Origin of the sequence: Mesorhizobium marinum, from assembly GCF_040813675.1 — a bacterium.
Classification (GTDB): domain Bacteria; phylum Pseudomonadota; class Alphaproteobacteria; order Rhizobiales; family Rhizobiaceae; genus Mesorhizobium_K; species Mesorhizobium_K marinum.
In genome coordinates, this window is sequence record NZ_JBFOCI010000002.1 from 497,674 (window position 1) to 521,351 (window position 23,678).

The window sequence follows — 23,678 nt, forward strand, 5'->3', positions numbered from 1 at the left end:
TTGCCAGGGAGTCCGGCCAGCGTTTATGGTTAACAAATCATGAAGACGCTGACGATCGACATCAGGAAGGCCGAACTGGACGATGCTGCCGCGATCGCAGACGTCCACCATGAGGCCTGGCGCGGCGCCTACAGCGGCATCATTCCGCATCATGCGCTCACCCGGATGATCAATCGCCGCGGCGCTGACTGGTGGGCCAACGCGATCCGGCGCGCGGCGACGGTGCTTGTGATCGAGATCGGCGGAACCCTCGCCGGCTACGCCACCATCGGACGCAACCGCGCCCGCGAGCTCTCCCAGCAGGGCGAAATCTACGAACTCTACCTGCGTCCCGAGTATCAGGGCATCGGGTTGGGCGGCCGGCTGTTTTCCGAGGCGCGCGGGAGGCTTGCGCGGTCGGGACTGCGCGGACTGGTGGTTTGGGCACTGGAAGACAACGCCGGTGCCCTGTCATTCTACGAGAGGGCGGGCGGGCGCGACATCGCCGAAGGCATCGAGGTGTTCGACCAGAAGGCTCTGAAAAAGGTCGCTTTCGTCTGGGACTGAACGTCCTTCCGCGATGTAAGCCTGACCGCGACAACGAGTGCGTTGCACTTGGCCGGCCCTCTCGATATCCATGCGCGCACCACATGAGGGACCTGCATGCGCATCGAAGCGATACCGACCGGCAACAATCCGCCTGAAGACGTCAACGTCATCATCGAAGTACCCATCGGCGGGGAACCGATCAAATACGAAATGGACAAGGCGGCGGGCACGCTCTACGTCGACCGCTTCCTGCACACGTCGATGCGCTATCCCGGCAACTACGGCTTCGTACCGCACACGCTGTCGGGCGACGGCGATCCGGTCGACGTCCTGATCTGCAACACGCGCGCGCTGGTTCCCGGCTGCGTGATCAACGTGCGGCCCATCGGCGTGCTCGTCATGGAGGACAATGCCGGCCAGGACGAGAAGGTGATCGCAGTGCCATCGCCCAAGCTCACGCTGCGCTACCAGCATGTGACCGAATACGACCAGCTGCCCGACATCACCCTGCAGCAGGTTCAGCACTTCTTCGAGCACTACAAGGACCTCGAGCCCGGCAAGTGGGTAAAGATCGGCGGCTGGCATGACAGCACGCGCGCCAAGCAGATGATCGTCGAGGCGATCGAGCGCGCGAAGTAGCCGCCTGGTCAGTTGCGGCTGCGGGTGAATTCCGGGATCCGGTCTCCGATCATGGCCGGATCGTCGGTCCCGCATGCGAAGCCGCGCGCCCGCTCGTCCGCAAGCCGGCGCGCTGCCTCGTTGGCGCCGGGATTTCCGCTTGCGAGGACCAGGCCGACGGTGCAGCCATCGCGCTCGCCAATCTGGCCGACCTTGGCGACCACCAGAACTTCGGTGCGGCGGTCTGGATTCTGCGCGTCCGCGTTGACGAACCAGCGATGGATGGTCGCGAAGGGTACCGAGCGCGGACCCTCGGTCTCGATCCGCCATTCGATCCGCGGGCCGGTCGAGTTGAAGGCCGCAGAACTTTCCCAGGCCGGCGCGAGGTCGCCGGCGGGCGGGAAACCGTAGTACACGGATTCCCTGAGATCCCCCGCATAGATCAGGACCGGATAGCCGCGCCATCCGGCGCAGATCATGTTGGCCCAGTCGCCGTCTCCCTCCTCGGCCGAGGCGAAAACCGCACAGGTTTTCGGCGTGTCAACATCGGTGTAGGCGCTCGATATCTCGCCGGCGACGGCGATCTGGCTCGAAACTCCAAGCACAAGGACCCCGCAAAGGAACAGTCTCATCGGTTCACCCTCTGGCAGCACGGGGGAATGCTAGGGCTGCTTGGCGCCGCGCGCCAGTGCGTCCTCGATCGCCGCCGCGATGTCGTCTGCATCGCCCGAAAGGCGCACCGTCTTCAGTCGCGATGTCGCGCCGGCGGCGATGCTGACGGCACTCTTCGGCAGATCGAGCCGGTCGGCCAGAAGCCGTTCCAGCGCGGCATTGGCGGCGCCCTTCTCCGGCACGGCGCGCACGCGCACCGCCACGCGGACCGAACCGTCTGCGGCGGCCTGCACGCCGTCGATGGCGTCGGTCGACGAGCGCGGAGTGAGCCTGACGGCGAGGTCGAGGCCGCCCGGCAGCTTCCTGTAGGGGCCGGGCGCCCCCGTCATCTCAGACGAGCGCCGGGGCGATCGTCGTCCACAGCAGTTGGCGCACGAAGTAGATACCGAGCAGGAGCACGATCGGCGAGATGTCGATGCCGCCGAGATCCGGCAGGAGCCGGCGGATCGGCTTCAGGGCCGGCTCGGTCAGGCGAAACAGCATGTTGCCGACCGATCCCACGAACGGGTTGCGCGGATTGACCACGTTGAAGGCGTAGAGCCAGGAGAAGACCGCCGAAGCGATGATGATCCACCAGTAGAGCGAGAGTGCCAGGTCGATCGTTTTGATGAGGGCAAGCATGCCTGTCTCCTAGACGGTCCGCAACGAAACGGCGCCACTTCGCACAGCACGAACGCGCCCAAGTCAACTCGGTCGAGCTTGATCGGCTTCCACGGCAAGGAGTGCGCCTTGCGCCGCACCGCCCTCGTTGCCCGATCAGGCTCCAGAACCCCGCGACATTTAGCCATTGCCCGGCGGAGCGGCAAGGGCCGGCCACGCCGGGTCGCCCGCCGCCATGGCGACGCTTGACAGGCGAGGGGGCCGGCCGATAAATGCGCCATCGCCGAACGGGGCTGTAGCTCAGCTGGGAGAGCGCGTCGTTCGCAATGACGAGGTCAGGGGTTCGATCCCCCTCAGCTCCACCATCGGCGAAAATCAATAAGCTGAAATTGCTTGCGAAATTACCGGGATGCGCTTTTGTCCCCACTTGCATCCCCACTTTAGTGGGGCGCGGCTTGATTGTTTCGGACACGCTTGGCTGGGAATAGCCGGGATTTGCCGGGAGCACGCGGTTAACGACCCCCGCACTGACTTTCGAACAAAGGGCCAAACTTTCGAATTGCGCGATAGTTGGGTCGAAGTGTTCTAGCTACCGCTGGTATGCAGTGGCGGCCCAGCTTGTCTTCGATGCACGCCGGGCGGTTAGGCGCGCTTTCTTGCTACCTTCTTGGGCGCCACGGGCGTCGGGGCTTCGGCCTCTTTCAGCAGCCGCAACGCCCTAAGCCTCGCGGTCTTCGCTTCTCGCTGCTTGGTCTCTGCCTCCACAATCGAACGAGAGACGCTGTTGGTGGTGCTTGCTTTCGACTCCTGCTTCGACTGCGTCGGTGAGAACACGCCTTGCGGTGCGCTTGCCTTGACCATGCAAACCTCCTGATCAAAAAAGAAAAAGGCCGGGCATTGCCCGACCTCCTCGTCAACGTTCAGTTCCGCGCCAGTACATCCGTGGTCGCGGGTCCGAACGCGATATTACGCAGTCGCCAGATTCTCGGCAGCGTTCTTACCGCTACGCTTGTCCTGAACGATATCGAAGGAGAGCTTCTGGCCCTCGACGATGGTACGCAGGCCTGCCCGTTCGACAGCGGAAATGTGGACGAAGACGTCCGTGCCGCCGTTGTCGGGCTGGATGAAACCAAAGCCTTTCGTTGCGTTGAAGAACTTTACGGTACCTGAATTCATGACGTTATCCTTTCATCGGTCATGGAGATTCTGCCCGAAGCCATCTTTGGCCCTCGGCAAATTTGATCGATGTTGAGAGGAGAAGATCGTCAGGGGCGCGCAATTTGCGCAGCAACAAAGTTCGACAACCAAGATCGATGAACGTCATATAGGTTAGACAGGCAGCATGCGCAAGCGGGCCCGGCCGTGGAACCGCTACCGGGCACTAAGAGCCTTCGACTCGGCCGACATGGCAAACTGAACCAATCGGCTGTAGGGCTAGCCATTCCGCGTGGCACTTCAGGAAGCCTGAGCGCCGTTTGCTACTCCTGGCGCGTCGGGGTCACTTTTTGCCCGACGCCATCCCCGGAGGGCAAAGTAGCCGCTTGCGCCGCCTGGAGGTCTCGACCTACCAGCTTGACTGCCACAGCCTGTGACACGGCCTTGGCGTCCGAAGCAAACAAATGCCTATCGCAGACAAGTTGTCGCATTTCATTGACGCAACGTCGCGACCACATACGGCCTAAGGCCCAGCCCAAGGGCCTTTCCATAACGTTCGCCGCCTCAGTTCCCGCGCCTTGTTGGCGCAGGAGCGTGACCCGTTTTGTACAATCAAACTATTGGACGACACCATGCCACACGTAAGGGACATCCCCCTCCTTAATCTGGCTCGCTGCCAGTGCCGCTTCCCTGTGAGCGAGGACCCCAGCGTACCGGGCAGCCATCTCTTCTGCGCCGCGCCAACGGCAGCGGATCGCGTCTATTGTGACCACCACAACACTGTCGCAACCGCCGTCGAACCTCGTCGAAGTGCTTCGCGGTTCAATAGCGTTCCACGCCTGGCTGCCTGAATACGACAGTGCAGACTAACGACTTCAACGCGGCTGACTGCGGTTGACCGCAACGCTGCAGGACGACGGCGTCGTCACCATCTGGGATCACGAACGCATCGCGCAGCATCAAAGCCGTTATTCGGCAAGCAGCAGCCGTCGCATCGCATCAGCAAGCAGCGCCTCGGACTCTCGATGGTTGCCAGCCTCGTGCTGCGCCACCCCCTCGTTCTTCAATCTCTCGACCTCGGCCTTGTCTGCCGCGCTGAGGCTGGTTTTTGTCAAAGCATGCTCAATGGCAGCGGCATCCTTCGGGCAGTGAGCCGCGAGAGCAGGAGTGCCCATCAGGGCAACCGCTGCGACTGCAGTAAGGGTCTTGCTGATCATCGTTGAAACCTCCCATCATTGTCCCTGATTGGGACCACAAGAACAACGCCGAGAAGTCCTCGATTATTCCAAGAAAGCTACCATCACCGAAGCCCGGCCACGTTTCCGCAGCCGGGCCATCAAACTCTCAAGTTGACAAGAATGTCAGATGAAAGTGTCGCCCTCGATGACGCCTTCGTCGTCGCATTGCGCGCCCTCGTCCTCAAACTCAACTTCCCTGTCCTGGAAGTTCTCGCCAGGAATGACACCACGCCCGTGATGTTCGGCCCAGCCTAGATACGGCTCGCCCTCCCCATCGGAAAGCGACAGGTCGACACCCTTCCAAGCGCACTCCTGGTTGAACGCCTCTGTAGCGCCTAGGGCAGGCTCCTCGTCGGCCTTGTCCTCCTCCAGGTCATACATGATGCCGGCGTCGGTCCAGGTGCCTTCCTGCCCCAATGACGGCTCGTGATCCTCCGTCAGCACTTCCATGCCCGAGCGGTGATTCCAGCGGTCATTCGCTGCAGTGTCCAGTTCGTCTCCGCTGTCCTCCAAGTCGGAAGCGCCGGGTCGACGCGATCCCAGGGCTGCGCGGCGGCGGTCCAGGTGACGATGTTCGGCCGGTAGCTCGCCGGATCGTCGAGGCTCGCGGGCCTGACGATGAAGATGTCGGGCATGTCGGGGAAGGTCATGTAGACCGGCGAACCGCAGGTCGGGCAAAAGCCGCTGCTCTTCGTCGTGCCCCCGTCGCCCGTCGTCTCCCAGGTCGAGGCATCACCCGTCAGCTTCACCTCTGCCGCCCGGAACGTCATGTTCGACGTATGGCCGACGCCGCTGGCGCGCTGGCATTGGCGGCACTGGCAGTCGACCATGACGATCGGGTCGCCCGAGACGTCGTAGCGGATGGCACCGCAGGCGCAGCCGCCGGTGTAGGTCCTGGACATGGGTGTTCTCCTCGTTGCGTGTTGTTGGACGAATAGGCCCCTCCCTCAGGGACATGCGCCCCGGGGCATGGATCCCCGGATCAAGCCGAGGACGATGACGTTCGCCGCGCTGCGCTACGCGCGCGCTTTGGCGTGTTCAGGATAGCTGTCGTTCCAGTTCCACCACTGGTAGGGCGGCGTCTGCGGATAGCCGTCAGGCGAGTCCTCCCAGGTCTCCTGGCGGCCGAGCGGCGTGATGTCGAGATAGTTCCAGGTGCCGCCCATCTGCTCGTCACCCCTGCTGTTGATGAAGTAGGTGCGGAAGATGCGGTCGCCGTCGCGGATGAACACGTTGGTGCCGTGCCACTCGCCGACGCCGAAGTCCCAGTCGAAGCTGTCGGTGACGGTGACCCAAGGCATCGTCCATCCCATTCGCCTCTTCAGGTCGGCGATGTCGGCTTGCGGCGCCCTGCTGGCGAAGACGAGCGTGGTGTCGCGGGCGTTGAGATGCGCGACGTTGGCGACCTGGTCGGCCACCATGGAGCAGCCGCGGCAACCGTGATCGGGCCAGCCATGGACGCCGGGCTCGTAGAAGGCACGGTAGACGACCAGTTGGCGGCGGCCATCGAACAGATCGGCGAGTGTCATCGGGCCGTCCTGGCCTTCGAACGCGTAGTCCTTCTCGACCGCCATCCATGGCATGCGCCTGCGCTCGGCCGCAAGCGCGTCGCGGGCGCGCGTATGCGCCTTCTCCTTCACCAGCATCTGCTCGCGGGCGGCCTGCCATTCCTCCGGCGAAACGACTGGCGGCCTGCTCATGCCGAGCGGTTTGGCCAGGGACTGTTGCTTTTGCATGGCTTACCTCCTGTGGAGATTCTCTAGGTTGTCTGCCGGCGTGACGGAGCGGCCTCCTTCGACCGCCAGTCAGTGCGGCTTGCCCGAAGGGCCGAGTTCCGCCGCTGTCGCGTCGAGCCTGCGCGTGACCTTCTTCCAGCCATCGCTCATGTTTCGGTAGGCCGTTTCGTTGCGCGGCAGCACGAAGCCGGAATGGATCACGCGAACCCGTGTCCCGCCGGCAACCGGGGACAGCGTCCAGGCGACGACTGTATCCAGCTTCGAGCCGTAGCCGACATTCGCGTCGTCGCCGCCCTTCCAGGAGTATGCCAGGCGCTCGTTGGGGACGACCTCGAGGATTTCGCAGCGGATCGTGCCGTCCCATGCGCCTGCGGGAGTCGTCTTGTAGGTGAAACGGTTGCCGACCACGGCTTCAAATCCCTCGGCCGGCATCAGCCAGCGGGCGATGAGGTCGCCCGTCGTCAGCGCCCGCCAGGTCGTCGCGGCGTCGTGCGGGAACACCTCGTCTATGACGATGGCCTGCGTGGCCGGCTGCACGGCGGTTTCGTTCATCGGTCGGCATCCTTGCGGGGGGCAGGCGCGGCGTCGAGTTCGCCGAGCAGCGCGCGCAGGCTGGCGAAACGCTCGCGCCAGAACACACCGTAGTGGCTCATCCAGTCGGCCAGCGGCTCGAGGCCGCCGGGTGTCGCGCGGTAGTAGACGTTGCGCCCCTCCGGTCGCTCGGCGACGAGGCCGGCCAGCTTCAGGGATTTCAGATGCTGCGAGATCGCGCCCTGCGTGACGCCCGAGCCGCGCGTCAGTTCGACGACCGTGACTTCATCGGCGCCGGCGATGCGTTCGAAGACGGCCCGCCGCGTAGGGTCGGCAAGTGCGCGCATGACAGCGGTGACGGCTGCGGGTTCAAGCATGGCATAGCAATAGCGAAGGCTAATTGATAAGTCAATACTAATCAGTTTTGAGGGTTGGAAATCCGCCCAATATCAATCCGCCATCGCGACCAGGGCGTCCGGATCGTAGGCGAGGCGGATGGTGGCGCCGATGGGCAGATCGTCGGCGCCGAAGTCGTTGGTCTCGGTGACCGAAAGCGGCTTTTCGAAGCCGGGAACCTCCACCACGAGATGGGTGATCTCGCCGAAATAGTGACGTTCGACGAGCTTGCCGGCAATCTCGTGGCTGGCAGTTGCGTCGTCCCAGAGGACGCGCAGGCGTTCCGGCCGGATGCCGAGCGTGGCATGGCCGTTGGCGACGAACCCGTCCGGCTTCTCGGCCCTGACGCGGCCGAAACCGGCGGTGTCGAGCGTGACCGTCGAACCGTTGGCCTCGACCACCTCGCCGCTCATGAAGTTCATGCCGCCGAGGAAGTCGGCGACCTGCCGGTTGACCGGGCGCTGGTAGATCTCCTTCGGCGATGCGACCTGGGCGATGCGCCCGCCGAACATCACCGCTATGCGGTCGGAGAGAGCCAGCGCCTCGTACTGGTCGTGCGTGACCAGGATGAAGGTGATGCCGACCGCCTGCTGCAGGCGACGAAGCTCGACCTGCATCTGCTCGCGCAGCTTCTTGTCGAGCGCCGACAGCGGCTCGTCGAGCAGAAGCACCTTCGGCCGCATCACCAGCGCGCGGGCAAGCGCGACGCGCTGGCGCTGTCCGCCGGACAGTTCGTTGGCGCCGCGCTTGCCGAGTCCGACAAGGGACACCTGGGCCAGCGCTTCCTCGACGCGGCGCTTCTCCTCCGACGCCTCGAGCTTCATCCGCTTCAGCCCGTAGGCCACGTTCTGCTCGACATTGAGGTGCGGGAAGATGGCGTAGCTCTGGAACACCATGTTGGTCGGACGGCGGTTGGCCGGGATGCCGTCCATCGGCTGGCGGTCGATGTTGATGGACCCCGCGGTCGGGTCGTCGAAGCCGGCGATCATGCGAAGCAGCGTGGTCTTGCCGCAGCCGGACGGGCCGAGCAGCGAGAAGAACTCGCCCTCGCGGATGGTGAGCGTCGCGTCGTCGAGCGCCTTGAACGTGCCGTAGCTGCGCGTGACGCCCCTAATCTCGATCATCGGCCGCGCGCCGGGTCCGGGAGTATCTGCGGGATCAGGCAATGGGTGCTCCAGTACCGTGGACGCGACGCTCCGCGCGGCGGCGCAGAACCTCGGCGATGGTGAGAAGGATGAAGGATCCGACGAGCAGCAACGTGCCGAGCGCCAGCACGCCCGGCAGCTTGGCCGCGAAGCGCAACTGGCCCCAGATGTAGACGGGCAGCGTCGCCTCGGTGCCGGCGAGGAAGAAGGCCATGATGAACTCGTCGAGCGAGATGGTGAAGGACACCAGCAGCGAAGAGATGATCGCGGGCGCGACCATCGGCAGGGTCACGCGCCGGAACGTGCCGAACGCGGTCTCGCCGAGATCGGCGGAGGCCTCCTCAAGGCTGCGATCGAACCCCTCGAAGCCGGCGTTGAGCACGGTCACCGAATAGGGAATGCAGATCAGCACATGACCGAGCACGACGGTGAACAGCGAGAGTTCCAGCCCGAGCGATAGCATGACGATCAGCAGCGAGACCGCCAAGATGATCTCCGGCAGCACCAGCGGCGCCATGATGAGGCCGGACGCCACGGTCCGCCCGGGGAAGCGGTAGCGCGTGATGGCGCGCGCCGCGCATATGCCCAGGATCGTCGACAGGATGGCGGCGGTGACGCCGACCATGAGGCTGTTCCAGGCGGCGGCCGTCAGCGCCGGCGTGTTGGTCAGCTGGGCGTACCATTTCCAGGTGAAGCCCGTGAGCGGGAATTTCGGCACCGCGGACTGGTTGACCGAGAAGATCGGCAGGAAGATCACCGGCAGGTAGAGAAAGACGATGTAGACGAAGGCGTAGGCGGGAAGCCAGCGCGACAGGATGCGGCTCATCGGGCGCGCCTCCCGGCCTGGCGGATGACGAAGACGATGGACGCGGCCATGACGGTGACGACGGTCATGGTGACGACCGAAAGAGCCGCGCCCAGCGGCCAGTTGGCGCCGCGTTTGAACTGCGCCTCGATCGCGGTGGCGATCATCACGCCGTCCTTGCCGCCGACGAGTTTCGGCGTGACGTAGTCGCCGACGGTCGGGATCATGACGATGAGCAGAGCCGAGATGACGCCGGGCAGGGACAGCGGCAGCGTGACCCTGAGGAACGAACGCACAGGGCCGTCGCCCAGATCCTTGGCGGCTTCGATCAGCGTCCGGTCGACCTTCTCCAGCGACACGAAGATCGGCAGGATGGCGAAGGCGGCCCAGGCATGGGTGAGCGTGATGATGACCGCCGACGTGTTGTAGAGCAGCGCGGTAGAAGGCTCGTCGAGGATGCCAAGGCCCACCAGGCCCGAGTTGAGCACGCCGTTGTAGCCGAGAATGACCTTCCACGACATGACGCGCAGCAGGTAGCTGGTCCAGAACGGGATGGTGATCAGGAAGAGCCAGAGGCTCTTGTGGGAGCCGCCATGGAAGGAGATGTAGTAGGCGAGCGGGTAGGCGAGCACGACGGTGATCACGCTGACCAGCAGCGACACCCAGAGCGAGCGCATCAGAAGATCGCGATAGATCGGCTCGGTCAGCGCGACGCGGTACTGCTCCAGCGTGAAGGTCTTGTCGATGGTCAGATAGTTCTGCGTCCAGAAACTGTAGACGATCACCACCGCGATGGGAGCGACAAGCAGGATGATGGCGTAGAGCAGCGTCGGGCTTATCAGGGCAAGGCCCTGTGACTGTTCTGACCGCAGAAGGGGTTTTCGGTGGCGCCGCCCCGCGCCTTGCGAATCCGTGCCTTCCGCTATCGCCGTCATCGCAGCGGCCCGCCACCGACCGCCGGGCGGCCCGCGTCGTCATGCGTTTCTGTCGGCAGTCGCAGCATCGGCCGTCCCAAGGCTTGTCCGGGCTTGCGGGGTTCCCGTCCCGCCAGCCGGCTGATGATCATCATGAACGCAGAGCGCAATTGAAAGCAAGCGAAAATTCTGCGATATTGATTGAACGGACATTCAATATATGGCGCAGCAAGGCTTGAGTTACAGTGCTTTGCGGTCGGATGAATTCGGAGAACGGATATGGCGGCGGTCAGGGATTCTCGAGAGATGGCGGCTGAGAATCCGGCGGTCGAACTGGCGAAGAGCCATCTCGTCCAGCCTTGGCCCTATGCCGGTTCTATCGGCGCCGAAGCCCGCACGCTCGTCACCAGCGGGGACGGCGTCTACCTGATCGATGGCGATGGCAAGAAGCTGATCGACGGTCCCGCCGGCATGTGGTGCATCAACGTCGGGCACCGCCGCGAGGAACTCGCCCGCGTCATGTACGAACAGGCGATGGAACTTTCCTACAACACGCCATGGTACACGATGAACGCGCCGTCGGCGGAGCTGTCGCGTCGCATCGCCGAGTATGCGCCCGGCGACCTCAATCACGTCTTCTACACCACCGGCGGGTCGTCGGCGGTCGAGACCGCCCTGCGCTTCATGCAGTTCTACAACAATGTCCGGGGACGGCCCGAGAAGAAGCAGATCCTGTCGAGAGGCGGCGCCTATCACGGCTCCACCTATCTGTCGGCCTCGCTGAACGGACGTCCGCGCGACCGCGACTGGATGGACGCGGCCGACGACCTGGTGGTGAAGCTCTCCTCGCCGGATCCGTTCCGGCGACCGAAAGGAATGAGCGCCGAGGCCTTCTGCGATTTTCTCGTCGACGAGTTCCGTGACACGGTGAAGGCGGTCGGCGCGCAGAACATCGGCTGCTTCGTCGGCGAGCCGATCCAGGCTTCGGGCGGCGTCATCATCGCGCCTGCCGGCTATCTGAAACGCATCCGCGACATCTGCCGCGAGAACGACATTCTCTACGTGTCGGACGAGGTCGTCACGGGCTTCGGGCGGCTCGGCCACGTGTTTGCGTCGGAAGAGCTGTTCGACATCGAGCCCGACATGATCACCTTCGCGAAAGGCGTGACGTCGGGCTACTTCCCGCTTGGCGGTGTCGTCATTTCCGAGCGCCTGTTGAAGGATCTCAACCGTTCCAACCATCCGGACGCGATGTTCGGCCACGGCCTGACCTATACGAGCCATCCGGTCGGATGTGCGGTGGCGCTGAAGAACCTCGACCTGCTCGAGGGGGGTATCCTGGACCATGCCCGCGCGGTCGCCCCCTATTTCCAGCAGCGGCTGAAGACGCTGGAAGATCTGCCGCTGGTCGGCGAGGTGCGCGGGGCCGGCCTGATGGCCTGCGTGGAATGCGTGGCCGATCGCGAAAGCAAGGACCCGCTGCAGCTCGACAAGGACGTCGGCAAGCGCATCGACCAGCACTGCCACGAACTCGGCCTCCTGGTGCGGCCGCTGATCAACATGTGCGTGATGAGCCCGCCGCTGGTCATCACAAAAGATCAGATCGATCATCTCGTCGCCATCCTGCGGGAGGGGATATCGCGGACGATGGACGATCTGAGGAAAGAAGGCGTCTGGCAGGGGTGACGACTGCTGCCTAGACTGACGGCATGACAACCGGACGCGCCGAGCACTGGAACGAAGCTTACTCCACCAAGGGAGAAACCGGCGTCAGCTGGTTCGAGGAGCAGCCTGACTTTTCCATGAAACTCATCGAGGCCTGCGCCGCAGGCAAACCGGTTTCGGTGATCGATATCGGCGGAGGGGCTTCGCGGCTCGTCGATGCCGGCCTCGACCGGGGCTTGACGATGAGCGTCCTCGACATTTCCGACGCGGCGCTGGATGTCGCCCGCGCGAGACTCGGTCCGCGGGCCGGCGACGTCGAATGGATCGTCGCCGACGTCACCCCGTGGCGGCCGACCCGCTCCTACGACATCTGGCATGACCGGGCGGCCTTTCACTTCCTGATCGAGGCGCAGGACCGCGCGGCCTATGCCGAGCGGCTGCGCGAAGCCCTGAAGCCAGGCGGGCACGCGATCATCGCCACCTTCGCCCTCGATGGACCCGAGCGGTGTAGCGGCTTGCCGGTTCGGCGCTACGATGCGGCAGGGCTCGCCGAAGTACTCGGCGACGGCTTCACGCTCCTCTCCGGGCATCGGCGATTGCATGTCACGCCGTGGGGATCGCAGCAGTCGTTTCAGTACGCCGTGCTGTCGCGCCATGGCTAGCGGATGTCTAGCAACGCTGCAGCTGTTCTTAAACCGACTGCAAAACGGTGCTAGCATCGTTCCCCGCGGTATGCCGATAGGGCGACCGTGTGTTTGGGGGGAGCCATCATGCGGCTGGAGCAATTCCCTTCTCCAGGGGCGGCCTGGCTGCGGGCGACCATGCTTGTCTGCCTGCTGACGCTGACCGCGTGCGTGGGCATTTCCGGGCAGGAACTGGGGCTTCTGGGTTCGACGCTCTCTCCGAACAAGGTCGATTTCGTCGAACTCAACGCTTACGCCGGCCGGGCAAAGGCCGCCTATGCGGGGGAAGCGGCGATCCGGAGCCGCTATCCGGCGACTGTCCGGGTCAGCGCCCCGGGAAAAACCGACGCGCAATATTTCCTCGAACAGGACGACCGGGCCAAGGTCCAGTACATCGCCATTCGCGGCACTGCCAACCGGAAGAACCTGCTCGAGGATGTCGAGATGCGGATACGCGAGGACCTGTCGCTCGCAATCCCCGTCCATATCGGCTTCGACGCCACGGCGCGCGTCCTTTACGCCGACATGAAGCCCTACCTGAAGAAGAACTATACGACCTACATCACCGGCCATTCGCTGGGCGGAGCGATCGCCGCGCTGCTCGCCATCCACATGACCGACGACGGCTACAAGGTCGATAAGGTGGTGACGTTCGGCCAGCCGAAGTTCACCACCGCCCGGGGCGTCGAGAAGCTCGGATTCCTGACGCTCGTCCGCGTTGTCGACGAAAACGACATCATTCCGATGCTGCCGCCGACGACCATCGTCAACCGGCTCTACGGGATCTACGAGCATGCGGGCCCCGAGATCATCCTGCTGGAGGGACCGCGCTACGTGTATCTGCCGAAACACGACGCCGACCGGTTGTCGGTCGGCGAACTCGGGCGGTCGCTGGACTTCGCCGACCTGAAGGACCACCACATCGACAACTATTTGAGGCGGCTGTCGGACAAGATCGCCGGCGCCGTCGAAGTGACCTACAACGAGCGCGAGCGATACGTCGCCAAGAAGGAGATTGCCGGCAACTGAGGCGTCGGGCCCAGCTGCCCAGGCACGTCAGAACTGCGACCGCAAGGCGTCGTTCAGATTGGCCATGTCCTTCTCGTCGGGAGCGGATTCGAGGTTCAACACCGGCAGCGCCCTGCGCAGGTGGTCGTGATGGGTGCGCACGCCGTATTCGAGGTCCGAAAGATAGAAGCCGGCAAAAGACCGCGACTGCATCGATTCGTTCGACCAGACGGAAAGCTGGACGTCCTCCGCCATCGTGTCGCGGTCGATGCGGTATGCGAGGTATCGGGCGGCGGCCTGCTCGCGCGTTTCGTCGCGATAGCGGTAGATCGCACCGCGCAGCACGGTCTCGCCCGTCGAGAGTGGGAACTCCTGGTAGAACTGGACGGTCTCCGGCGTCATTGCGATGACGTTGTTGGGGAAGATGCCGTAATAGATCCAGGCCTTGCGCAGCGGTTCCGGCAGCCGATCCGGCTGCGGCGCGATCCTGACGTAGTTCTTCACGCTCCAGCGGCGGCCCGCATGCGGATTGTAGGTCGCGAATGAGCGCGAAACGCCGCCGACGAACGGTTCATCGTAGTAGGTTGCGCCGTAGAGATCCTGCAAGGCCGGGTGGGCCATGGCGACGTGGTAGCCTTCGTTGTCGACGTCGCGCACCGACTTCCAGTTGACCGGCGACGTCTGGGTCCAGATTCCCCATGACGGCACCATCTCGGCGACCTGGTATGGAGTGATCTCCGCCTCCACCGGCTTCATGAGTTCGGCGATCGGCGGCTGTGGCCCGCTGCGGAAGCGGATGAAGATGAAGCCCATCCAGATCTCGAGGTCGAGCCGCATCAGGCCGAATTCGTCCTTGTCGAGATCGGGGAAGGAGCGCGGTCGCGCGGCGCCGCGCAGCGTGCCGTCGAGGTTGTAGACCCAGCCATGGAAGGGGCACACCAGGGCATTCTTGCAGTTGCCCTGGTTCTCGGCGACGACGCGGCTGCCGCGATGGCGGCAGATGTTGTGGAAGCCCCTGACGATGCCGTCCTTGCCGCGCACGATCAGAGCGCGCTCGCCGACCACGTCCATGGTCAGGTAGTCGCCGGTGTCGGGAATGTCCGAGACGTGGCCGGCGATCTGCCAGTGATTGCGGAAGATGTGTTCCTTCTCGAGTTCGAGAAGCGCCGGGCTGTGATAGGCCCAACCGGGCAACCCCCTCCTGTCCCAATCGTTGGGAACCGCCACATCGCGGACATGTGGGTTCATGGGTCGCCCTCGAAATTGTTGAACATTCATTCAATACGATCATATTTTTGTATAAGTTGCAATGCCTTAGTCAAAATTTGATGGACCACTCAGATGGTCGCCTGTCGACGCAGGCCGGAAAAATGCCGCGATTTCCAGCCGTTAATCCGAGAACTGGCCGACCTGTCCGGGCGGCGGGGCGGGCCGCGTGCAACAGCCCTGGCAGTCGCCTAAAACGCCTCGCGAACGATCTGGCTGGCGAACACAAGGCGATAGAAAAGCGGCACGCGGACATCGGGCGCGACCGGTTTCGAGCGCGCGATGTAGTATTCGAAGACCGGCTTCATGCGGTCGTAGAACGCGGGGTCGAGCGCGGCGATGCCGTTCTCGCTGTCCTGGATGAAGCTGCGGTGGTTCAGGTTGACCGACGAGACCGAGACGTAGCGGCCGTCGATCATGAGAATCTTGGAATGCAGCACGACGCTGTCGCCCAGATATTCGTACATCTCGATGTCGCGCGCATATTTTTCGACGAAGAGTTCGTTCAGTTCGGTGATGAACTGGCCGCCGAAATCGCCCTTCAGGTCTATGCGGGTCACCAGCGTGATCTTGACGCCGCGGTCGATCGCCCGCGTCAGGGCGTCGGCGACCTTTGGCGGCAGGTTGAGGTAGGGATTGACGATCTCGATCGTGTGCTCGGCCGAGTCCATCAGATCGATGTAGTAGTCCTCAAGCGCGCGTCCGTCGGCGTAAGGCACCGATATGAAGTGGCGCGCCACGGCGCTCCGCTTCACGTGCCCGGTCGGCTTGCCGGCGATCGAGAACGGCCGCGTCTGGTTGGTTTCGGCGTCGCGGTGCCAGAGTGTCCCGAGATGGGCCACGAGGATGCGAACCGCCTCCGGCTTGTCGACCTCGATCTCGAAGTCGCTCCAGTTCGAATAGTAATTGAGCGAGAGACCGTTGGTGGCGCCGTACTGGTGCAGGTCCGGATAGCGCGAGAGGTCCAGCGGTTCGTGGTACAGGAAGCCGTCATGGATGTTGCGGCCGCCGACGATGGCGCGCGAGCGGCGCGGGTCGCGGGCGAGCGTGGCGAGCATCTTGGCGTGGTGCGTCTTGTAGAATTGCGAAGCCTGCTCGCCGAGCGGCGCGCCGGCAGCAGGCTCCCAGGTGTATTCCTGAAGCTGCACATTGGGATGGTCGGCGGCCAGCCGGCGCAGCAGGGCGCGATCCTTGTCGCGCTCGAGCACGTCGGTCACCATCATGCGCACCTTGGCTCCGCGCGCGGCGTGATAGCGGATCAGCCGTTCCATGACGCGGCCCGAAAAGTCGGCCTTGAAGTCCAGGAACGAGAAGTAGATCAGCTTCAGTCGTGGCGCCCGCGACATGTCGATCGGCGCTTCCGGGTTTCCCGCATCGAAGAAGGCGTCGGAAAGCGTGGTGCCCGCCAGGGCTTCGACCTTGGCGTTGAAGGCGTCGCGTTCATCGAGCAGGAGCTTCGGCCGTCCGATCGGCATGGGACAGGTTTCGGAGAGGTCGCGACTGGCAAAGAAGACTCGCTCCAGCGGGGACAGGCCATTTGGATCGGGCGCGGGACAGCGCTGATACAGGCTGTCGAGGCGCGCAAGCCTGGGATCTGACGTCTCCTCCCGCACCAGCGCAATGCTGCGGCTGCGGCCCTGCGATCGGACCGACAGGTCGCAGCGATTGAGGCTGGTTGCGGGAAACAGCGTGGTCGACGCGCCGAGCGTCTCCGATCCGCTCAGGCTGAGATGAACCGGCCTGCCTGCTTCGACGATGCGCCTGCCGGGACCGATGGCGATCGGCCCGTCACAGTGGCCGGAGATGCTGACCGGCCCGCCTGAGATTTGCGTGACGACGATCTCGACCGATCGCGCCTGCAATCCGGAGAACTGGAACTCGCCGCGACCGCCGTCAAGGGTGTCGGCGTCGAGGAAGAGCGTCTGGCGGGACAAGCGCCAGGCGGCGCTGAAAGTTCCGCTCCTGGAGCGCCGCGACGGCAGCAGCCGTGAGGTATCCGCAGCCTGCTCGAGCCCGCGATAGGCAGCCAGAAAGTCGCGGTTGGTGATCGAATGGACGTCGCGGCCGAACGGCCCGGTGCCGTTGGCGCGGTCAGCCTCGCCAAGCTTCTGCTCCGCAAGCAGAGCTAGGAACTGGCGGTTGTAGTCGGCATCGTCAGGTTCGGCGCCCGGCAGCAACGCCGTTTCGAGTGAAGGGACGCTGCATCGGTTTTCGTCGGCGACGCGCTCGCAGGCTGTGTCGATGAACGCCAGCGGCGCCGCGCAGGCGGACACGCCCAGCAGCGCGGCCAGAAGCGGGGCAGCCGAGCGGATCGCGGCGCTCATCCAGGCGCCGTCCCGTTTTGGCCGGAGGGTTCCAGGCCAAGCTCGCGCCGGTCGCGGGGACGTGGCGGCATGAAACCCTCGGGGAAAACCCTGCAGACGCCCAGCGAAAAGCTGCGCACGAGCAGCCCCGCTCTTCGCCGAGTCTTGGCCGGCTGGCTTGCGTCGTCGCGGAGCGCCGAGGCGTCCCGTACCAGCGCCTGGTCGCAGATGCAGTGGTTGGTGCGTTCGACGTAGCAGCTGTCGTGGCGGAAACAGATGTCGTCCAACTGGTCGACCGGCCGCGCCGTCAGGTCTCCGGTTCGCGTGCCGATTCCGCAATAGTTGCCGAAGACCAGGTTGGACGGTTTTCCGACAGCATACCGCAGCGGCTTCGGCAGTTCGCTCGCCGGCCGGTCGCCCCACGGATTGCTGCAGGCTGCCAGCAGAACGGGGACAAGCATGATGAAGGCTGCTGCCGGCGCAATTCGTATTGCCAAGGATGCACTCCGAGAACTGGGTGGCGCGTCCAAATCGGGCGCGACGTCGTGCGCCGTGATTATCCACGCGCGCCGGTTGCGGCGCAACACGCAGGGGAGCGTTTTGCGAGCACCCGTGATCGAAGCTATACGAAAAGCCGCCGCTCCCGCTCCACCGCCCCGGTGATGAAGGCGGCGACGGCCTGGATGCGGCGCAGCGGCCGTACGCTTTCGTGGTAGACCAGCCAGTAGGCGCGGCGGATCGGCTTCGCGGCCTCGACCGGCACGAGGTCTGGCATCGCGCGCGCGATAAAGGCATGCAGGATGCCTATGCCGGCGCCCGAGCGAACCGCCTCGACCTGGCCGAGCGCCGACGAGATCGAGAAGGCGGCGTCCCATTCCGGCGAGAACTCCTGCGCATAGGCCAGTGAAGGGCTGAAGACGAGATCGGGGACATAGCCGACGAGGCGGTGGGCCATGAGATCGGATTGCGCCTCCGGCAGGCCGTTGGAGGCCACATATTCGCGCGATGCGTAGAGACCGAGCGAGTAGTCCACCAGCTTCTGCGCCACCAGGCGGCCTGCCTGGGGGCGCTCGGTCGTGATGGCGATGTCGGCTTCCCGCCTGGACAGCGAGAAGGACCGCGGCACCGGCACCAGCTGGATCCTGAGGTCGCGATGCTCGGCGGTGAGCGCGCCGAGGCGCGACGCCAGAAAGGCGACGCCGAAACCGTCGGGCGCGCCAATGCGCACCGTGCCGGAAACCGCTTCGTCTCCTTGAGCCAAGGCGGAACGCGCGGCAATCATCTCGGCTTCCATGCGTTCGGCTACATCCAGAAGCCGTTCCCCGGCCGGCGTCAGTTCGCTGCCGGTTGTCAGCCGGCGAAACAGTTTTGCGCCAAGGGCGTCTTCCAGTGCCGCGACCCGTCGGGAGACGGTTGCGTGGTTCAGTTCCAGCCGCCGGGCTGCGCCGAGGATCTGGCCTGCGCGGGCGACGGCCAGGAAGATGCGGACATCGTCCCAGTTCATGCATCGATCCCTTCTGCGGACTGGCGCGCCCGCGTCTTTGTTTGCGCTCGTTGATGCTCTAGAAGTACTCGCTATCGAGTTTGCGCACAACGGATGCGTGTTCGCTCGCGTTGCCATGGGCGCTGCGAAGCGGGAGAATGGAACCAAGCAGTCACAACGCCAGGGAGCGAGACATGATCGACTATGGCCATTTCATCGGCGGCAAGCGCGTCGCCGGCGCCAGCGGGCGCAAGCAGGACGTGATGCAGCCGCTCGACGGTACGGTGCGCGGAACGGTTGCGCTCGCTTCGGCCGCCGAACTGCGCGCGGCCGTGGAGAACGCCAAGGCCGCGCAGCCGGCCTGGGCCGCCACCAACCCGCAGCGCCGCGTTCGCGTCCTGATGAAGTTCCTTGAACTGGTCCATCGTGAGTACGACGAACTCGCCGACATCCTGGCGCGCGAGCACGGCAAGACCATCGCCGACGCCAAGGGCGACATCCAGCGTGGGCTCGAGGTGGTCGAGGTGTGCATCGGCGCGCCGCACATGATGAAGGGCGAGTATACCGACGGCGCCGGTCCGGGCATCGACGTCTATTCGATGCGCCAGCCGCTGGGCGTCGTGGCCGGGATCACCCCGTTCAACTTCCCGGCAATGATACCGCTGTGGAAGATCGCGCCGGCGATCGCCTGCGGCAACGCCTTCATCCTGAAGCCTTCGGAGCGCGACCCGGGCGTGCCGCTACGCATCGCAGAACTGTTCATCGAGGCCGGCCTGCCAGCCGGCATTCTCAACGTCGTCAACGGCGACAAGGAGGTGGTCGACGCCATCCTCGACGATCACGACATCAAGGCGATCGGATTCGTCGGCTCGACCCCGATCGCGCAGTACATCTACGCGCGCGGCACGGCATCCGGAAAGCGTGTGCAGTGCTTCGGTGGCGCCAAGAACCACATGATCATCATGCCCGACGCCGACATGGACCAGACGGTCGACGCGCTCATCGGCGCCGGCTACGGCTCGGCCGGCGAGCGCTGCATGGCGATCTCGGTTGCGGTGCCTGTCGGCAATGACACCGCGAACCGGCTGATGGACAAGCTGATCCCGCGCGTCGAAAGCCTGAAGGTCGGCCCCTCGACCGACAGCTCCGCCGATTTCGGGCCGCTGGTGACCAAGCAGGCGCTGGAGCGCGTGAAGGGCTATGTCGACACCGGCGTCAGGGAAGGCGCAAAGCTCGTCGTCGACGGCCGCGGCTTCAAGATGCAGGGCTACGAGGACGGCTACTACATGGGCGGCTGCCTGTTCGACGATGTGACGCCGGAGATGAAGATCTACAAGGAAGAGATCTTCGGGCCGGTACTCTCGGTTGTCCGTGCGCCGCGCTACGAGGATGCGCTCAAGCTCGCCAACGACCACGAGATGGGCAATGGCGTCGCGATCTTCACCCGCGACGGCGACGCCGCGCGCGATTTCGCATCCCGGGTGCAGGTCGGCATGGTCGGCGTCAACGTGCCGATCCCGGTGCCGATCGCCTACTACACCTTCGGCGGCTGGAAGGCGTCGTCCTTCGGCGACCTCAACCAGCATGGTCCCGACGCCTTCCGCTTCTACACCAAGACCAAGACGGTCACCTCGCGCTGGCCGTCCGGCATCAAGGACGGCGCCGAATTCGTCATTCCGACGATGAACTGACGGCAACGCAAATTGCCAAGAGAACGGCCGGGCTTGCCCGGCCGTTGTCGTTTTCAGTTGCCCGTCGTTTCGGGCACGAAGGCGAGGAGGTCGCCCGGCTGGCAGTCGAGTGCGGCGCAGATCTTCGCCAGCGTCTCGAAGCGCACGCCGCGCACCTTTCCCGATTTCAGAAGCGACAGGTTCGCCTCGGTGATGCCGATGGTCTCGGCGAGTTCCTTCGAGCGCATCTTGCGGCGGGCGAGCATGACGTCGAGATTGACGACGATCGGCACGGTCAGACGATCTGTCGGTTGTCCTCGCCGACTTCCGCGGCGAGGCTGAGGACGTGGCCGAGCGCCACCAGCACGCCCGCGATGAACAGCGTCATCACCTCGCCGGAGCTGAGGCCCAGGCTCACGAAACGTTGGCCGGCCGGCGCATGAAGGCTGGCGGCAAGGCTGACGACCGGGACCGCCAGGATCGTAAGGATGGCTGACGCCGCGAAGCACAATCCCGCCCGGCGCAGCCATCGCCCCGCTTCCGCGGGGAGTAGCAGGTCTCCCGCCAGGGCGTCGAAGGTGCGCCATACGGCATGAAGCGCGACGGTGAACACCGATACCTGTGCCGCAAACAGGACAAACAGGAGCGCCAGGGCCGACGGTGACGACGAATCGACCCCGGCGTGGTTGGCGGCGATGAGCCCGTCGAGCCATTGCCTGTCGAATGCAGCCCTGATCGCCGCGTAGGCAAGGCCGAGGGCGAGGATGACGCCCAACGCGAGGGTGGCGCGACGCATCGCACGTGCGGCGGAGCGGGCATTACGCTCAGCGGAAATCGGAACCGGCATGGCTTTCATCTCGATTGACAACATTGAATTTCCGTAAAACAATAATTTCATGTTGTAAATCGGAAATCTTCGGACCATGCAAATCTCCTCCGTTGCCCGCGCCCTTGCAGTCGGCCCCGCCGCCGTCGCGCTGATCTGCGGCTGCACCTCCGTTTCGCCGACAGGCCTTGCGCGATTGTCTGCCGTCGATCCGCTGGCGCTTGATCCCGAAACGCTTTCGGTCGCCATCGAACTCCCGCAAAGCCTCTGGCTGCGAACGGGCGACGGCATGCTGCGGCTGACGGTCCACGATCAACTGGACGAGCGTTTTGTCCTGCAGGTCGAAGGACTGGACGGCGTGGCCAAGACCGCTCCCCGCAGGCATGTGCTGGCCGCCCGGATCGCCGGGAAGGACCGGGACCGCTTCATGCGCACGCAGGCGGCGGCTCGCGCCGCCCGCGCCCGTCCAGGTACCGGGAACGGCTCGATGACGGTGGCGATCACCGGGGCCTGCCGGACTCAGGATCTGGGTGGCGGCCCGGTCCAGGCCACCATCTATCTGCGCACGTCCAGTCGCCACTTCCGGCTCGCGCAGGTCGATCTCGGTGCGGCCATCGGCGCCGGCAATCTGCGCCGCGTGCCGCCGTGCGGGTCGACGGTGCCGCTGCCGCGTGCGAGCAACTTCTGACGGATCTGCAGGTCAGCGGCGGTTCCGACGCCAAAAGGACGGACCCTGAAGCGAAGCGGCCCTCCAAACGAGAGGCAGCTAGCGGCGCGCGGCCGCCTCGGCGTGGGCGCGCAGGAGAAGCATGAGCCGGTCGGCCTCCGCTGCCGCGCCCTCCTCGTCGCCATCGAGGATGGCACGAATGAGCGCGACGTGATGCTCGGCCGACTCCGCCAGCCCCGTTTCGGCGTTGTAGCGATACCAGAACCGGCGGCTGTGGGTCTGAAGCGGCGCCGCGACCCGCGCCGCGAAGGGATTGTCGGCGGCCACCGCCAAGGCTTCGTCGAGCGACTTGTCGGCCTGCAGGAATGCGAGGACGTCGCTTGCGATGACCGCCTGCCGCATGGCGAGCGCCGAGGCATGGAACAGGTCTGCGGCGTTTCGGGTGACGAAGCGCGCCGCTGATCGCGCCAGCAGCAGTTCGAGGCTGCGACGCGCCTCGATGACCCGCGACCAGTCGGCCGGGTGCAGCGGCGCGATCGCCAGGCCGGCGCGCGGCCGCACCTCGATCAGGCCTTCCCACGCAAGCCGCTGGATGGCCTCGCGCACCGGTGTCCGGCCGAGGCCGAGGCGCTCGATCAGGGCGCCTTCGGTGACCACGCTGCCTGGCAGCAGGTCGAGCGTGACGATCATCCGCTCCAGCGCATGATAGGCGCGAGACGCTGCGGCTTCTTGCGCTATGCCATTGTAATTCAACGATGACTCCTATGATATGCGAATGATATATCACATCGGATAGCCCGTTGACAGCCTTGGTCACGTTGAGATATATCACAGATATATCAGATGGAGGGTGCCATGTGGGCCGGCGTATTTCCTGCAGTCACGACGAAGTTCACCGCTGACGACCAGCTCGACCATGCGGAAATGGAGCGCTGTTTCGCGCTGCAGATGGAGGCTGGGTGCGACGGCCTGATCGTGGCGGGATCGCTCGGCGAAGGGCCGATGCTCAGCCAGGACGAGAAGATCGAGGTCCTGAATACCGCGCGCAAGGTGGCCGGCCGCAAGCCCGTGCTGCTGACCGTCAACGAAGCGGGAACGCGCGAGGCCGCAGCCATGGCCAGGCGCGCCGCCGCCGCCGGCGCGGACGGGCTGATGGTGGTGCCCTCGCCGATCTATCATACCAATCCCGACGAGACGGTAGCAGCGCTCAATGCAGTGGCGGCGGCCGGCGACCTCCCGGTGATGATCTACTCCAACAAGATCGCCTACCGAGTCGACGTTTCGGTCGATGACATGGAGAGGCTGGCTAGGGATGAGCGTTTCGTCGCCATCAAAGAGTCATCCGACGACATCCGACGCTCGACCGACATCATCAACCGCTTCGGCGACCGCTTCGACCTGTTCACCGGGGTGGACAACCTCGCCTTCGAGGCGCTGTCCGTCGGCGCCATCGGCTGGGTGGCGGGCCTGGTCGTCGCCTTCCCGAAGGAGACGGTGGCCATCTATCAGCTGATGAAGGCAGGACGGCGCGACGAAGCGCTGAAAATCTACCGCTGGTTCCGCCCGCTGCTCGACCTCGATGTCTCGACCTACCTCGTCCAGAACATCAAGCTGGTCGAGGCGATGGCGATCGGCACCACCGAGCGCGTGCGCATGCCGCGTCAGCCGCTCGCCGGCGAGCGTCGCGCCATGGCCGAGACCGTTGTCAGGAACGCGCTCGCCAACCGGCCCGAACTTCCGGTACTCGCGCGGGCAAAGGCGGCCTAACG

The 23,678-nt window shown here is 64.7% G+C and carries 29 protein-coding genes and 1 tRNA gene; 9 read left to right on the top strand and 21 right to left on the bottom strand.

Annotated features, from left to right (window positions below):
- Positions 1-39: 39 nt before the first annotated feature.
- Together ABUE31_RS07970 and ppa are read left to right on the top strand one after the other, a co-directional pair.
- A complete protein-coding gene (locus ABUE31_RS07970) occupies positions 40-546 on the top strand; it encodes a GNAT family N-acetyltransferase (RefSeq protein WP_367722992.1) in 507 nt (168 codons plus the stop codon).
- Between the two features lie 96 nt (positions 547-642).
- Positions 643-1,167, top strand: coding sequence for an inorganic diphosphatase (ppa, locus tag ABUE31_RS07975; RefSeq protein WP_367722993.1), 525 nt, complete (start codon positions 643-645; stop codon positions 1,165-1,167).
- An 8-nt stretch (positions 1,168-1,175) separates the two neighbouring features.
- Here the strand turns inward: ppa and ABUE31_RS07980 are convergent, their stop codons facing one another.
- Genes ABUE31_RS07980 through ABUE31_RS07990 form a run of 3 tightly spaced genes read right to left on the bottom strand, consistent with a single transcriptional unit; the run spans position 1,176 to position 2,439 of the window.
- Positions 1,176-1,778 (bottom strand): hypothetical protein, encoded by a 603-nt coding sequence (locus ABUE31_RS07980; protein ID WP_367722994.1) that lies wholly within the window; start codon positions 1,776-1,778, stop codon positions 1,176-1,178.
- Positions 1,779-1,808: 30 nt separating this feature from the next.
- Positions 1,809-2,147 (bottom strand): DUF167 family protein, encoded by a 339-nt coding sequence (locus ABUE31_RS07985; protein ID WP_367722995.1) that lies wholly within the window; start codon positions 2,145-2,147, stop codon positions 1,809-1,811.
- Position 2,148: 1 nt separating this feature from the next.
- Positions 2,149-2,439, bottom strand: a complete 291-nt coding sequence (locus ABUE31_RS07990; protein ID WP_367722996.1) for a YggT family protein — start codon at positions 2,437-2,439, stop codon at positions 2,149-2,151.
- Between the two features lie 268 nt (positions 2,440-2,707).
- Here ABUE31_RS07990 and ABUE31_RS07995 point away from each other — a divergent pair.
- Positions 2,708-2,783, top strand: a tRNA-Ala gene (locus ABUE31_RS07995).
- 277 nt (positions 2,784-3,060) lie between these two features.
- Here ABUE31_RS07995 and ABUE31_RS08000 read toward each other — a convergent pair.
- The 11 genes from ABUE31_RS08000 to ABUE31_RS08055 form a co-directional block, all read right to left on the bottom strand.
- Positions 3,061-3,279, bottom strand: a complete 219-nt coding sequence (locus ABUE31_RS08000; RefSeq protein ID WP_367722997.1) for a hypothetical protein — start codon at positions 3,277-3,279, stop codon at positions 3,061-3,063.
- Positions 3,280-3,384: 105 nt separating this feature from the next.
- Complete coding sequence (locus ABUE31_RS08005; RefSeq protein ID WP_367722998.1) at positions 3,385-3,594, bottom strand: cold-shock protein; 210 nt, start codon at positions 3,592-3,594, stop codon at positions 3,385-3,387.
- A gap of 947 nt (positions 3,595-4,541) precedes the next feature.
- Positions 4,542-4,790: a PA2433 domain-containing protein gene (locus ABUE31_RS08015; protein WP_367723001.1), complete on the bottom strand. Its 249-nt coding sequence runs from the start codon at positions 4,788-4,790 to the stop codon at positions 4,542-4,544.
- Between the two features lie 144 nt (positions 4,791-4,934).
- Entirely contained in the window at positions 4,935-5,261 is a 327-nt protein-coding gene (locus ABUE31_RS08020; RefSeq protein WP_367723002.1) for a hypothetical protein, read from the bottom strand.
- Positions 5,249-5,713 (bottom strand): GFA family protein, encoded by a 465-nt coding sequence (locus ABUE31_RS08025; protein WP_367723003.1) that lies wholly within the window; start codon positions 5,711-5,713, stop codon positions 5,249-5,251. Before ABUE31_RS08025 ends, ABUE31_RS08020 begins: the two co-directional genes overlap by 13 nt.
- A gap of 114 nt (positions 5,714-5,827) precedes the next feature.
- The gene (locus ABUE31_RS08030) at positions 5,828-6,547 is read right to left on the bottom strand and encodes a DUF899 domain-containing protein (RefSeq protein WP_367723004.1); all 720 of its coding nucleotides are present in this window, start codon (positions 6,545-6,547) and stop codon (positions 5,828-5,830) included.
- 69 nt (positions 6,548-6,616) lie between these two features.
- Complete coding sequence (locus ABUE31_RS08035) at positions 6,617-7,099, bottom strand: SRPBCC family protein (RefSeq protein ID WP_367723005.1); 483 nt, start codon at positions 7,097-7,099, stop codon at positions 6,617-6,619.
- Positions 7,096-7,455: an ArsR/SmtB family transcription factor gene (locus tag ABUE31_RS08040; protein WP_367723006.1), complete on the bottom strand. Its 360-nt coding sequence runs from the start codon at positions 7,453-7,455 to the stop codon at positions 7,096-7,098. Before ABUE31_RS08040 ends, ABUE31_RS08035 begins: the two co-directional genes overlap by 4 nt.
- A 72-nt stretch (positions 7,456-7,527) precedes the next feature.
- Positions 7,528-8,598, bottom strand: a complete 1,071-nt coding sequence (locus tag ABUE31_RS08045) for an ABC transporter ATP-binding protein (protein WP_367723007.1) — start codon at positions 8,596-8,598, stop codon at positions 7,528-7,530.
- 34 nt (positions 8,599-8,632) lie between these two features.
- A complete protein-coding gene (locus ABUE31_RS08050) occupies positions 8,633-9,445 on the bottom strand; it encodes an ABC transporter permease (protein ID WP_367723008.1) in 813 nt (270 codons plus the stop codon).
- On the bottom strand, positions 9,442-10,359 hold the full coding sequence (locus ABUE31_RS08055; RefSeq protein WP_367723009.1) for an ABC transporter permease: 918 nt from the start codon (positions 10,357-10,359) through the stop codon (positions 9,442-9,444). The genes ABUE31_RS08050 and ABUE31_RS08055 overlap by 4 nt, the downstream gene beginning before the upstream one ends.
- 258 nt (positions 10,360-10,617) lie before the next feature.
- On the opposite strand from ABUE31_RS08055, the gene ABUE31_RS08060 reads away from it, so the two are divergent.
- The 3 genes from ABUE31_RS08060 (at position 10,618) to ABUE31_RS08070 (ending at position 13,715) form a co-directional block, all read left to right on the top strand.
- Positions 10,618-12,024, top strand: a complete 1,407-nt coding sequence (locus ABUE31_RS08060; RefSeq protein WP_367723010.1) for an aminotransferase — start codon at positions 10,618-10,620, stop codon at positions 12,022-12,024.
- Between the two features lie 23 nt (positions 12,025-12,047).
- On the top strand, positions 12,048-12,665 hold the full coding sequence (locus ABUE31_RS08065) for a class I SAM-dependent methyltransferase (RefSeq protein ID WP_367723011.1): 618 nt from the start codon (positions 12,048-12,050) through the stop codon (positions 12,663-12,665).
- 108 nt (positions 12,666-12,773) lie between these two features.
- The gene (locus ABUE31_RS08070) at positions 12,774-13,715 is read left to right on the top strand and encodes a lipase family protein (protein ID WP_367723012.1); all 942 of its coding nucleotides are present in this window, start codon (positions 12,774-12,776) and stop codon (positions 13,713-13,715) included.
- A gap of 27 nt (positions 13,716-13,742) precedes the next feature.
- Here ABUE31_RS08070 and ABUE31_RS08075 read toward each other — a convergent pair whose 3' ends face one another.
- From ABUE31_RS08075 to ABUE31_RS08090, 4 genes are all read right to left on the bottom strand, one after another.
- Positions 13,743-14,942 (bottom strand): aromatic ring-hydroxylating oxygenase subunit alpha, encoded by a 1,200-nt coding sequence (locus ABUE31_RS08075; RefSeq protein WP_367723013.1) that lies wholly within the window; start codon positions 14,940-14,942, stop codon positions 13,743-13,745.
- 209 nt (positions 14,943-15,151) lie between these two features.
- A complete protein-coding gene (locus ABUE31_RS08080; RefSeq protein ID WP_367723014.1) occupies positions 15,152-17,284 on the bottom strand; it encodes a phospholipase D-like domain-containing protein in 2,133 nt (710 codons plus the stop codon).
- Positions 17,281-17,760, bottom strand: coding sequence for a phospholipase A2 family protein (locus ABUE31_RS08085; RefSeq protein ID WP_367723015.1), 480 nt, complete (start codon positions 17,758-17,760; stop codon positions 17,281-17,283). The genes ABUE31_RS08080 and ABUE31_RS08085 overlap by 4 nt, the downstream gene beginning before the upstream one ends.
- 125 nt (positions 17,761-17,885) lie before the next feature.
- Positions 17,886-18,767 (bottom strand): LysR family transcriptional regulator, encoded by an 882-nt coding sequence (locus tag ABUE31_RS08090; protein ID WP_367723016.1) that lies wholly within the window; start codon positions 18,765-18,767, stop codon positions 17,886-17,888.
- Between the two features lie 173 nt (positions 18,768-18,940).
- Between ABUE31_RS08090 and ABUE31_RS08095 the strand changes: the two genes are divergently transcribed.
- Positions 18,941-20,437 (top strand): CoA-acylating methylmalonate-semialdehyde dehydrogenase, encoded by a 1,497-nt coding sequence (locus ABUE31_RS08095; protein WP_367723017.1) that lies wholly within the window; start codon positions 18,941-18,943, stop codon positions 20,435-20,437.
- A gap of 53 nt (positions 20,438-20,490) precedes the next feature.
- Here ABUE31_RS08095 and ABUE31_RS08100 read toward each other — a convergent pair whose 3' ends face one another.
- Together ABUE31_RS08100 and ABUE31_RS08105 are read right to left on the bottom strand one after the other, a co-directional pair.
- Entirely contained in the window at positions 20,491-20,709 is a 219-nt protein-coding gene (locus ABUE31_RS08100) for a helix-turn-helix domain-containing protein (RefSeq protein ID WP_367723018.1), read from the bottom strand.
- Positions 20,710-20,711: 2 nt separating this feature from the next.
- Positions 20,712-21,341: a DUF2975 domain-containing protein gene (locus tag ABUE31_RS08105; RefSeq protein ID WP_367723019.1), complete on the bottom strand. Its 630-nt coding sequence runs from the start codon at positions 21,339-21,341 to the stop codon at positions 20,712-20,714.
- A gap of 97 nt (positions 21,342-21,438) precedes the next feature.
- On the opposite strand from ABUE31_RS08105, the gene ABUE31_RS08110 reads away from it, so the two are divergent.
- The gene (locus tag ABUE31_RS08110; RefSeq protein WP_367723020.1) at positions 21,439-21,930 is read left to right on the top strand and encodes a hypothetical protein; all 492 of its coding nucleotides are present in this window, start codon (positions 21,439-21,441) and stop codon (positions 21,928-21,930) included.
- A 78-nt stretch (positions 21,931-22,008) separates the two neighbouring features.
- Here ABUE31_RS08110 and ABUE31_RS08115 read toward each other — a convergent pair whose 3' ends face one another.
- Complete coding sequence (locus tag ABUE31_RS08115; RefSeq protein ID WP_367723021.1) at positions 22,009-22,662, bottom strand: GntR family transcriptional regulator; 654 nt, start codon at positions 22,660-22,662, stop codon at positions 22,009-22,011.
- Between the two features lie 102 nt (positions 22,663-22,764).
- Here ABUE31_RS08115 and ABUE31_RS08120 point away from each other — a divergent pair, with 102 nt between their 5' ends.
- The gene (locus ABUE31_RS08120; protein ID WP_367723022.1) at positions 22,765-23,676 is read left to right on the top strand and encodes a dihydrodipicolinate synthase family protein; all 912 of its coding nucleotides are present in this window, start codon (positions 22,765-22,767) and stop codon (positions 23,674-23,676) included.
- The last annotated feature ends 2 nt before the right edge of the window (positions 23,677-23,678 follow it).